Origin of the sequence: Asticcacaulis biprosthecium C19, from assembly GCF_000204015.1 — a bacterium.
Classification (GTDB): domain Bacteria; phylum Pseudomonadota; class Alphaproteobacteria; order Caulobacterales; family Caulobacteraceae; genus Asticcacaulis; species Asticcacaulis biprosthecius.
Map to the genome: position 1 here is coordinate 1676881 of NZ_GL883077.1, position 11767 is coordinate 1688647.

Annotated in this window: 5 protein-coding genes; 1 reads left to right on the forward strand and 4 read right to left on the reverse strand. The window is 62.0% G+C overall.

The window, feature by feature from the left end:
* Positions 1-173: 173 nt before the first annotated feature.
* Complete coding sequence (locus ABI_RS07930) at positions 174-1478, forward strand: hypothetical protein (protein WP_006272389.1); 1305 nt, start codon at positions 174-176, stop codon at positions 1476-1478.
* 39 nt (positions 1479-1517) lie between these two features.
* Here the strand turns inward: ABI_RS07930 and ABI_RS23525 are convergent, their stop codons facing one another.
* The 4 genes from ABI_RS23525 to ABI_RS07950 all read right to left on the reverse strand — a co-directional run bounded on the left by ABI_RS23525 (position 1518) and on the right by ABI_RS07950 (position 11697).
* On the reverse strand, positions 1518-4514 hold the full coding sequence (locus tag ABI_RS23525) for a tail fiber protein (RefSeq protein ID WP_050808223.1): 2997 nt from the start codon (positions 4512-4514) through the stop codon (positions 1518-1520).
* 69 nt (positions 4515-4583) lie between these two features.
* Complete coding sequence (locus tag ABI_RS23530; RefSeq protein ID WP_006272391.1) at positions 4584-7580, reverse strand: tail fiber protein; 2997 nt, start codon at positions 7578-7580, stop codon at positions 4584-4586.
* Positions 7581-7649: 69 nt separating this feature from the next.
* A complete protein-coding gene (locus ABI_RS07945) occupies positions 7650-10565 on the reverse strand; it encodes a calcium-binding protein (protein WP_040308700.1) in 2916 nt (971 codons plus the stop codon).
* Positions 10566-10644: 79 nt separating this feature from the next.
* Positions 10645-11697, reverse strand: a complete 1053-nt coding sequence (locus tag ABI_RS07950) for a M23 family metallopeptidase (protein WP_006272393.1) — start codon at positions 11695-11697, stop codon at positions 10645-10647.
* Positions 11698-11767: the final 70 nt, after the last annotated feature.

Consider the following 11767-nt stretch of genomic DNA (forward strand, 5'->3'; position numbering starts at 1 on the left):
GAAATAAGGATTTTCACGTCTAGAAAAGGTGCCTGCATACTTGGGTGAAGGGCGGATTTGACTAAAATAATACCGTCTTGGAAAGTTTCAACGCTAACGGAAATGTAAATTGCCACATCCGCTCAGTTCGCTTAGATGGCGAGCTTTCAAGGCTGTATTTCAGGAGATTGGGTATGAATTCGCATACATTCCTCATGCGCGGCTGTGCGGCCGTTGTGATCACAAGCTTTGTTGCCGGGCCGGCGTCCACGGCGACGCCGCCGAAGCAGGTCGTCACCGGACCGGTCGCCAACTACTGGATCGACACCACCACGAGCAGCGGCTTCAGCATGTCCGGGATAGGGCAGGGCAAGGCGCCGTCCATGTCGTCGATGATGGGCATGATGTCTGGCGACGTGAACCACACTGTGACCTTGACGCTGGGCTCGAACCAGGTGGCCAAGACCGAGACGACCGGCGATCACCGGATGAGCGCGGGCGACCTGCCGCTCTATTACAAGCGCAAGGTGGCCGCGCCGACGCAGCCGACGCAATATACGCCTGGTGAGCCGCAAAGCTATGAGCCGCCCAAGGGCAAGATCCTGATCTACTGGGGTTGCGGTGAGCATGCACCCGCCGGCCAGCCGCTGGTCATCGACCTGGCCAAGATCACCGATCCGAACCAACGTATGACCCTGGTCAAGCAATTGGCGCCGCAGGTGACTCTGGACACCGTCAAAAAGCCGACCCCGGACAGCGTCAAGGCCTATGGTGAGTGGCCCAATGCCAAGGCCGACAACGGCTTTACCGGCCATTCGCTAACCGGCGCGCATACCGTGAAAACGGACTATGCCCCGCAGATCGACTTTTCGCTGAACCAGGGCCAGGACTTCCTGGCGCCGATCAAGGTGTCGGGTAATCAGAAGGCCGCTTCGGGCGCGGTGCCCTTGACGTGGGCGGCGATTCCGAATGCCAAGGGTTTTGTGGCGACAGCAATCGGCGCAGGTCGTGAGCGCGACACCTTCATCATGTGGACGTCGGCGGCCAGCAACACCGGCTGGATGGGCATGGCGCCGGATTATCTGACGCCGGGTGATGTCGAGCGGTTGACAGCGTCGAAGGTGTTGCTGCCGGGGACGGCGACGGCCTGCACCGTTCCGGCCGAAGTTGCCAATGCCGGTGAAGGCGCCATGTACAATATTACGGCCTATGGCGGGGAAACCAATCTCAGCTTCCCGCCACGTCCGGCAGACCCGAAGGTGGCATGGAATATCCAGTGGACGACCAAGATCCGCTATAAGTCGACGACGGGCGGCCTGCTGGGGCAGGATATGGGCGGCATGAGCGGCGGGATGTTCGGCATGGGCGGACAACCGTCCGAGGCGGAAGAGCAGACCCCGCCTGAGGCGACATCAGGCGACGGCAAGAAGAAAAAGAAAAAGGGCGGCGCCCTGTTTGGCGAGATCGTCAAACAGGGCGTGGGCAGTTTGATACCGTAAGGCAAAGGCCCGGAACCGCTGGTTCCGGGCCTTATCTTTCTACCACACGATATGTGCGAGGACGTCGGCCACCAAGGCGCTGTTAACCGTGATGACGTTGGCGCCACCCAGGGTAATGACCACATTGCTGCCGCTTTGGGTGACCAGGCCGGCATTGGCCACGCCGCCGGTATAGGCAGCGATGTTGATGCTGTCATTCTGGGCCGCGCTGAAATCGGTGATGGTGTCAGTCCCGCTATTGGCGTCGAAGAAGAACAGATCGGCGCCCAGGCCGCCGCTCAGGTTATCCGTGCCACCCTTGCCGTTGATCGTGTTGTTGCCGTCGTTGCCGCCCAGCGTATTGCCCAGCGAGTTGCCGGTGGCGTTGACATTGTCGGACCCGATCAGGTTCAGGGTCTCGGCATAGCGCAGGTTCAGCGAATAGGTCACCGTCGAGAAGATAACGTCGCTGCCATTGCCCGAGGTTTCGACGACATTGTCGCCGGCGTTCTGGATATAGTAGGTGTCGTGGCCCGCGCCGCCGGTCAGCACATTGACCCCGGCATTGCCGGTCAGGACGTTGTTGAGGGCATTGCCGTTCGCGTTCAGGTCAGCCGAACCGGTCAGGGTGACGTTTTCAAGATTGGCGCCCAAGGTCGTGGTGAAGGGCGTCTCGAGGGTGTCGATGCCTTCGTTGAGGTTTTCGGTGACGACGTCCCCGGCAGCGCTGATCATGTAGGTGTCGTTGCCGGCACCGCCCGCCAAGGTGTCGTTGTTGGCGCCACCGTCCAGGATGTTGTTGCCACTGTTGCCGGTCAGGATGTTGGCGAAACCATTGCCGGTGGCGTTGACATTGGCTGAACCGGTCAGGGTCAGGTTCTCGACCTGGCGGCCGGACAGGCTGTAGGTCACGGTCGAGTTGATCAGGTCCGTGCCTTCATTGGCGGCTTCGACAACATTGTCGCCGGTGTTCTGGACGTTGTAGGTATCGTTGCCCAGGCCGCCGGTGAGGACGTTGACGCCGGTGTTGCCGGTCAGGATATTGTTCCCGGCATTGCCGGTGCCGTTGATGTTCGCCGAGCCCGTCAGGGTCAGGTTTTCCAGGACGTCGGTGAGGGTAAAGGTGATGGCCGACTCGACGGTGTCTGTGCCCTCATTGGCGTTTTCGTTGATGACGTCGCCGACATTGGAGAGAACATAGGTGTCGTCGCCCAGACCGCCGGTCAGGGTGTCGTTGTTGGCGGCACCGTCCAGCCGGTTGTTGCCGGTGTTGCCGGTGATGAGGTTGGACTGGCCGTTGCCGGTGCCGTTGATATTGGCCGAGCCCGTCAGGTAGAGGACGTCAACAAAGGTGAAGGCGAGGCTGAAGGTCGCGGTGGCGAAGGCATAGTCGTAACCCTGGCCGTTGCCATCGATGATGCTGTCGGCGGTGGAGTCGATATAGTAGGTGTCGTCGCCGAAGCCGCCTTCCATCGTGTCGTTGCCTGTGCCGCCGTCGATGCGGTCGTTGCCGGCATTGCCCACCAGGCGGTCATTGCCGTCGAAGCCGTTGAGGAAATCGTTCAGGTTGGCGCCGAACAGGCTGTTCGGGCCGCCATTGCCGTTCAGGGTCAGGGCCGGGAACAGGTTAGTCGAGAGGCTGTAGCTCTCCGTTCCGCCCCGCTCGCCCAGGTCGACGCCGTTGCCGGCACCGATGGCGGTGCGGCCGCGGAAATCGGGCAGGGCGAAGGTGGTGATGCCGTTGCCGCCGTAGGTTGTGCCCAGGAGGGAGAACAGGGCCTGGTTCTGATTGATGCTCAGGAGTTGGCCTTGGCAGAAGGCCCAGCCCCTGGGGGCGTAGTTGATCGCCGTAATGGCGATTTCACCGAGATATTGCGTTTCCTCATCGGCATCGGTCATAGCGGCGCGCGAAGGGAAGATGCCTTGCAGGGCGATGATGTAGTTCAACGTCAGGGACGGCTGGGCGTTGTTGACGCCCGAATTGCTCCCGCCCATGTTGGTGGGCATGTTGTTTTGCGAGAGATACTGGCTTTCCGTGCCGAACTGTTCACCCAGGTTGTGGAACGGAAGACCGGGACCCTGACCGGCGCCAACAACGGTGCGGCCGCGCAGATCGGGCAGGGCAAAGGTTTCGACACCGTCGCCGCCGTAGGTCGTGCCGAGCAGCGCGAAGAGCACGTCGTATTCGCCGATGGACAGCAGGCGACCGTCACAGGGCAGGTAGCCCAACGGCGTGAAATTGCCGCCGAACTGTACGACCAGACCCATCTGGTTCATGTCATTGTTCATCAGCCCGTTCGAAGACGGGAAGATGCCTTCGACCTGGATCATGTAGGTCGTGGCCAAGGTGGGCTGACTGTTGTCGATACCGAAGCCGCTGCCGCCCCCGGAGGTGGGGATGACGCCCGCATTGATTTCAAGTGTGGTCGAACCGAATTGTTCGCCGATGACATAGTCGCTGAGGCCCGGCCCCTGGCCGATCCCAACGACGGCTTTGCCCTGCAGGTCGGGCAGGGCAAAGGTGGTGGTGCCGTTACCGCCGTAATAGGTGCCGAACAGGGAAAACAGCGCGGTGTTGCTGGCAATGCTGAGGATTTGGCCTGCGGCAAAGGCGTCTCTGTAGGGGGCGAAGTTGCCGGCGAACATCCGCATGCCGCCCAGGTAGGCGGCGTCATTGATTCCGCTTTCCGGCGCATCGTGCAAGGATGGCCGGGGTGGGAAGACTCCCGACAGTGGTACAAGGAAGTTGATGGCGAGGTAGGGCTGGTGGTTGTCGATGAAGTAAGGCGCGCTGGCCGGACCGCTATTGGGGGCTGCTATCAGGTCGAAGGCCAGAGTGTCTGCGACGGCGAATGTGGCTGTGGCGACCGTGTCTGTCCGTCCGTCGCTGACCGTTCCGGTCTTGGCGGCAACGGCCGACAGGCTGGGGGCGTTGGCGATGTTTAACGCCACCGGCGCGGCGCCGGGGCTGAACGCCCGGGTGCCGCCAGCGGAATCAAGATGCGACAAACGAAACGCCGACTCCAGGTCGGTCGTGGCCAGATAGACGGGTTTCATGATGTAGGCCCCTGTAAATGATTTATGGGGCATTCATACTTCATTAACCCGCGGGCTGTCGCTTCTTTTCTACCAAACGATGTGCGCGAGGACGTCGGCCTGAGTGGCGTTGTTGACAGTTATAGTATTGCCGCCACCCAGAGTGATCAGCACACTGATGCCGTTCTGGGCGACAAGTCCGACATTGGCCACACCGCCGGTATAGGCAGCGATATTGATGCTGTCGTTCTGGGCCGCGCTGAAGTCGGTGATGGTGTCGGTTCCGCTGTTGGCGTCGAACAGGAAGATGTCGGCGCCAAAGCCGCCGCTGAGATTGTCGGCTCCGCCCTTGCCGTTGATGATGTTGCTACCGAAATTCCCGCCCAGCGTATTGCCCAGCGAGTTGCCGGTGGCGTTGACATTGTCCGAGCCGTTCAGGATCAGGGTTTCGGCATAGCGCAGGTTCAGCGAATAGGTGACGCTCGAGAAGATGACGTCGGAACCGCCGCCCGATACTTCCACTACGTTGTCGCCCGCATTCTGGATATAGTAGGTGTCGTTACCCGCGCCGCCGGTCAGGACGTTTATGCCGTAATTGCCAGAGAGGACATTGTTGAGCGCATTGCCGGTGGCATTAATATCTGCGGCACCGTTGAGCGTGACATTTTCAACATTGGCGCCCAGGGTGGTGGTGAAGGATGATTGGATTGTGTCAATCCCCTCATTGGGGTTTTCAGTCACGACATCGCCGACCGCGCTGATGAGGTAGGTGTCGTTGCCAGCGCCTCCGGCCATGGTGTCGTTATTGGAACCGCCGTCCAGAACGTTGTTGGCGCCGTTGCCTGTTAGGATATTGGCGAGACCATTACCCGTGGCATTGACAATGGCTGAGCCCGTCAGGGTCAGGTTCTCAACCTGGCGGCCGGACAGGCTGTAGGTCACGGTCGAGTTGATAAGGTCCGTACCTTCATTGGCAGCTTCGACAACATTGTCGCCGGTGTTCTGTATATTATAGGTATCGTTGCCCGCCCCACCCGTCAGGACGTTAAGCCCGGTATTGCCGGTCAGGATATTGTTGCCAGCATTGCCCGTGCCGTTGATGTCGGTCGTCCCGATCAGGGTCAGGTTTTCCAGAACATTGCTGAGGGTAAATGTGATGGCTGACTCGACCGTGTCTGTGCCTTCGTTAGCGTTTTCATTGATCACGTCGCCAACATTGGAGATGACATAGGTGTCGTCGCCCATCCCGCCGTTCAGGGTGTCGTTGTTAGCGCCGCCGTCAAGCTTGTTGTTCCCGACGGTGCCTGTGATGAGATTCGCCTGGCCGTTGCCAGTGCCGTTGATATTGGCCGAACCGGTCAGGTAGAGGTTATCGATGAAGGTAAAGGCCAGGCTGAAGGTTGCGCTGGAAAAGGCGCTGTCAAAGCCCTGATTGGTCAGTTCGACGATGCTATCGGTCGTGGCATCGACATAGTAGGTGTCGTCGCCGGCTCCGCCTTCCATGGTGTCATTGCCGACGCCGCCGTCCAACCGATCGTTGCCAGCGTTACCGACAAGGCGGTCATTGGCCCCGTTGCCGTTGACGGTATCGTTGCCGCCGCCGCCGAACAAGCTGTTCGGGCCAGCGTTTCCATTCAGGGTCAGGTGGGGCATGGCTGCGGACGACAGATAGGTCACTTCGGTGCCGCCCCTCTCGCCAAGGACGACGCCATCACCGGCCCCAACCGCAGTGCGGCCGCGGAAATCCGGCAGGGCGAAGGTGGTTATCCCATTGCCGCCATAGGTCGTGCCGAGGAGGGAGAAAAGAGCCTGGTTCTGAGCGATGCTGAGGAGCTGGCCATTGCAGTAGGCCCAGCCCCTGGGAGCGTAAGGGATCGCGCTTATAGCGATTTCGCCGAGAAACTGAGTGTATGGATCCGCGTCGGTAATAGCGCTCTGTGAGGGGAAAATGCCCTGCAGAGAGATGATATAGTTCAGGGCCAGTGAAGGCTGTATATTGTTGACGCCCTGGTTGCTGCCGCCCATGTCCGAGGGCATCTGGTTCTGCTGGATCGTTTGATTTTCGGTACCGATGACCTCGCCGAGCACGCGGTTACTCAGGCCGGCCCCCTGACCCGTGCCCACCACGGTGCGGCCGCGCAAATCGGGCAGGGCGAATGTGTCCTGACCGTCGCCGCCATAGGTCGTGCCGATAAGGGTAAAAAGGGCCTCATATTCCGAAATCGGCAGCAGGCTCCCGTCGCAGGGCAGATAGCCGAAGGGCGTAAAGTTACCGCCAAATTGCACGACCAGCCCCATCATATCCATGTTACTGGACATCAGGCTGCTCGGGGACGGGAATACGCCGTAAACCTGGATCATATAGGTGGTTGCCAGGGTGGGCTGGGTATTGCCGAAACCGATACCGCTGCCGCCGGCCGAGGTCGGCAGGACGTTGGAATTGATCTCAAAAGTATTTGATCCGTATTCTTCACCGAGGACGCGCTCGTAGAGGCCCGGCCCTGATCCGACTCCGACGACGGCGCGGGCATCGAGATCGGGCAAGGCGAAGGTCGATTTGCCATCGCCGCCATAATAGGTGCCGAACAGGGAAAACAGCGCCGTGTTCTGGGCGATGGGCAAAAGCTGTCCGCTGGCCGTCGCGGTCTGAGAAGGCGCGAAATTGCCGGCGAACATGCGCATGCCGCCTAAAAAGGCGGCGTCGTTGACTCCGCTTTCCGGGGCATCGTGGAGTGACCAATGCGGCGGAAAGGCGCCACTCAGCGGGACGAGGAAGGTGATGCCCAGGTAGGGCTGATGGTTGTCGATGAAATACGGCGCGCTGGCCGGACCGCTATAGGGGGCTGCTGTCAGGTCAAAGGCCAGGGTATCGGCGACGGCGAAGGTAGTGGCGGAGATCGTGTTCGTCCGTCCGTCGCTGACCGTGCCGGTCTTGGCAGCGACGGCCGACAGGCCGGGCGCCGTAGCGATGTTCAAGGTCACTGGAGCTGCGGTGGGATTGAACGCCCGGGTATTTGCGGCGGAACCAATATGCGTGAAACTCAGCGCCGACGACAGGTCGGACTCGGCCAGATAGACGGGTTTCATGATGTAGGCCCCTGCAAAATGTTTATGGCATCTTCATACTTTTTTTCCGGCCAGGCTGTCGCGTCTTTTCTACCAGATGATGTGCGCGAGTACTTCGGCCACGAGCGCGTTGTTGACCGTGATAACATTCCCGCCGCCCAGGTTGATCACCGTATCGGCACCGGCCTGGGTGATCAGGCCCTCGTTGGCCGCGCCCCCGGTGTAGGCGTTGATGTTGATCGTGTCGTTCTCGGCAGCGCTGAAGTCGGTGACGGTGTCGGAGCGGCTGCCAAGCTGGAACAGGAAGATGTCGGCGCCCAGGCCGCCGGTTAGTATGTCGTTACCGCCCAGGCCGTTCAACGTGTTGGCGCCTGCGTTGCCGATCAGGGTGTTGGCCAGGCTGTTGCCGAGGGCGTCGATGTTCGCTGATCCCGTGAGGTTCAGGGTTTCGACATAGCGGCCGGTCAGGTTGTAGGTGACGGACGCATAGATGAGGTCGGTGCCTTCGCCGCCAGCTTCGACCACCTTGTCGCCGATCGTCTGGACGTAATAGGTGTCATTGCCCAGGCCTCCAGTCAGCGTATCGGCGCCTGAGCCGCCGTCCAGCAGGTTGTTGCCGGTATTGCCGGTCAGCTTGTTGCCAACCCCGTTGCCGATGGCCGTCAGGTCGTCGGCGCCGGTGAGGGTGAGGTTTTCGACCACCCGGCCGCTGAGATTATAGCTGGCGCTTGCGAAGACGGTGTCGGTGCCGGCACCGGAAGCTTCGGTGACGATGTCGAGGCTGTTGTCGATATGGTAGGTGTCGTTGCCCAGGCCGCCGACCAGGGTATCGACCCCGCCGCTGCCGTCCAGGACATTGTTGCCGTCATTGCCGGTGATAGCGTTGTTCGAGGCATTGCCGGTGCCGCTCGCCGCCGTGCCGGTCAGGATCAGGCGTTCGATGTCGGCGGACAGGACGTAGCTTGAAGAAGCGTAGACGGTGTCCGTCCCTTCGTCGGCGCTCTCGATGACGACGTCGGACGCCACATTGACCATATAGGTGTCGTTGCCGGCTGCCCCGCCCAGCGTGTCGGCACCGCCGCCGCCATCCAGCAGGTTGTTGAGGCTGTTGCCGAACAGGGCATTGGCGTAGCTGTTGCCGATGGCGTCGGTGGCTGACTCTGTCAGGACAAGGGTTTCAACGAAGCGTCCGGTGAGATTGTAATTGACCTGACTGTAGATAACATCCGTTCCGCCGCCATTGGCTTCGACAACGTTGTCGCCGGTATTCTGGATAAAATAGGAGTCATCGCCCAGCCCACCCGTGAGCGTGTTGTTTCCGTCGTTGCCGGTGAGACTATTCGCGAGATCATTCCCGGTGCCCTTTGAATTCGCCGAGCCGGTCAGGGTCAGGTTTTCGATGTAGGTGCCCAGGGTCCAGGTCAGTCCGGTCATAATGGTGTCGGTGCCGCCGCCGTTCTGGTCGTTGACGACGTCTCCATTGGCGTCGACGACATAGGTATCGTCGCCCGCACCCCCCACCATGGTGTCGCTACCGGTGCCGCCATCGAGATAGTCGTGGCCGTCGCCGCCTTCGAGGAAGTCGACGCTGGAGCCACCCATCAAGCTGTCATCGCCGCCATATCCGGCGAGATCGTCGGTGCCGGCTCCACCCTGGAAATAGTCGTTGTAGCCACGTCCCCACAGACTGTCATTGCCGCCTTCGCCGCTGAACCAGGCGGCAGCCCAGGTGCTGGCGACCAGGAGATTAGCGCTGCTGTTGCCGGTGGCATAGACGGTCGACGGCATGTCCACAGGCGGGCTGCCGGGCGCATAGCTGCTGTCCTCAAGACGGAAATAGATGTTCTCGACGCCCGTTATGGTGTTGGTTTGACCGCCCACGGTCATGATACCGGTTGCCAGATTGACGTCGATAACGCCGATGCCGTTTGCGTCCCATACCTCGCCCAGGTCGCTGTCGACAAAGGTGCTGCGCCAGAAGGTCAGGGTTACGGTGTCGGTGCCGGCGCCGCCGTCGATATGGTTGCCCGAGAAGGTGAGGACGGCGTTTCCAGAGGCGCCATTGGCGCCGGCGGCAGCCGTTTCGGCGAGGTCTGTGCCGCCTTGGCCGCCTAGTCCGCCGATCCCACCACGGCCGCCAGACAGGATGAATTCGAGTTCCAGTTGCTCGTCGGCGGCCGTGCCCGTCAGATGATTGTTGGTAAAGCTGATACCGACATGGCTGCCGCGGCCGCCGTCACCTCCGCGGCCGCCTGCGCCATAACTTCCCGCTGCCGTAGCGGCGCCACCGCGACCGCCGTCGCCGCCGAGACCGCCAAGCGCGCCGGTCACCTCAATCCTGTGGCTGACACCACCGGTGTGAAACGGAAGCCAGACGCCATCGACCTCTATGTTTGCCGTGCCGCCGGTGCCGCCCTTGCCGCCGTCGCTGCCATTGCCAGGGGTGTCGCCTGAACTGCCTGTGCGGCCATAACCGCCCATCTTGTAGCCGGCTGCGAAGGTGGCGAGAAGGTCCAGCCGCGCGTCAGCCGTGAACACGCTATCGGTCATTCGGATGATGACATCGCCACTATCGCTGCCGTCAGCCGACAGCCCGGCCGCGCCGCCGATCCCGGCAAGGCCATTGCCACCGAGACCGCCCGCCCCGCCGCTGCCGCCGGCCCCGCCGTAGGCGCGCAGGGTCATGACGTTGCTGAAACTGACGCCGGTGACGTCGATAAGCAGGTCACCGCCCTGGCCTCCGAGGGCGCCGTCCCCGCCTTGTCCGCCAGACGGTGTCCCGGGATTTGCAGCAGAGCCCGCGCCGCCCTGGCCGCCGGCTCCCGATGTCACCTGCAGCAGATTGTTGCCGAGCAGGTCCTGGATCGTCTCTTCTGTGACGAAGACGTTCACGGTCTCGCCATCCGCGCCCTGGCTTGCGTCACCGCCATCGGCCCCATCCTGTCCGGGCAGCGGCGCCACGCCATTAGCGCCCCAGGCGCCGTTTGTACCGGTGATTGTTGTCATGGCGGTGCGGCCCTTCATGCAGGGGGAGGTCAAGGCGAGCGGTACAATGACACGGGCGGCGGCAGGGTCAATACCGTCGTTACGGCAGGGTAAGGGTAAACGCTTGGTTCAGGACCGTCTTTGTGCCGGCGGTGACGGTGTAGGTGGCGCGATAGGTGCCTTTCGGCCACGTCCCGCCGGTTGGGCGCTCGCCGGTAAACAGCATATACTGCGCCTTGTTGCGGTCGAGCGGTGTGGGTGGCGAGGCCTTCAGCACCTTGCCGTCCGGGCGGTAAATGGTCAGGGTCTGGACGTCGCCGGCCTGCAAATTGATGGCGCGGATATAGGCGACCAGAGCCGGACTTGAGGCGGTGGGCGCGGGGATGCCGCCGCGCTCGATGGCGTCCATGGTCACCGGTGCGGCGGCAAAGCCGGCATTGAGTACCTGACGGCCGCGATAGGCCATCTGCTCCTGTTCCGAAGGGCTCCATAAGGTGGTGACGGTGGTCGGCGAGCAGGTGGCCGACAGGTTGAACGGGTCGACGGGCTTGTTGTCCTTGTACACGCCCAGATGCAGGTGCGGAAACGCCGCCCAGCCGGCCTGGCCGACCAGGGCGAGCTTGTCGCCGGCCTTGACCTTCTGACCGTCCTTCACGGCGATCGAGCCCTGGCGCATGTGGCAATATTGGGTATGCCAGCCATTGCCGTGGACGACGACGACTCGGTTGCCGCAGGCGCGGTCGGATGGCACCGCGGCCTGGTTGTAGGCGCCGACCTCCCAGTCGGGGGCGCCGTCGCGGACACCGGCGACGACGCCATCGGCGACGGCCAGGACGGCGACGCCGCGGGCCTGGGCGACCTTGTCCGGGATGCGGAAATCGGTGCCGTCGTGGCCGTCATAGCTGGCTGTGCCGCAGGTATAGTCGCTGACCGGGCCCGTGTTGGGATCGCGGTCGGGATATTGCTGGATAAAGCAATCCTTGCCGATATCGCAGGCGATGGGCGAGCCGATGCTGAAACCGCCGGGCGCCTGAGTCGCGGCTGGCTGCGGCACGGGTTCGACGGAGACGGAGGGGGCCGTCTCGGCCTGGGGCGGAGAACAGGCGGCCAGGAGGGCAAGGCCGGCGGCGGTCACAAGCGGGCGCAGGGTCATGGGGAGACCCTAACCCAATCGCGGGAATTGGGACAGACTATACCAAAGCATTTTGGAGCAACGGCTAAGA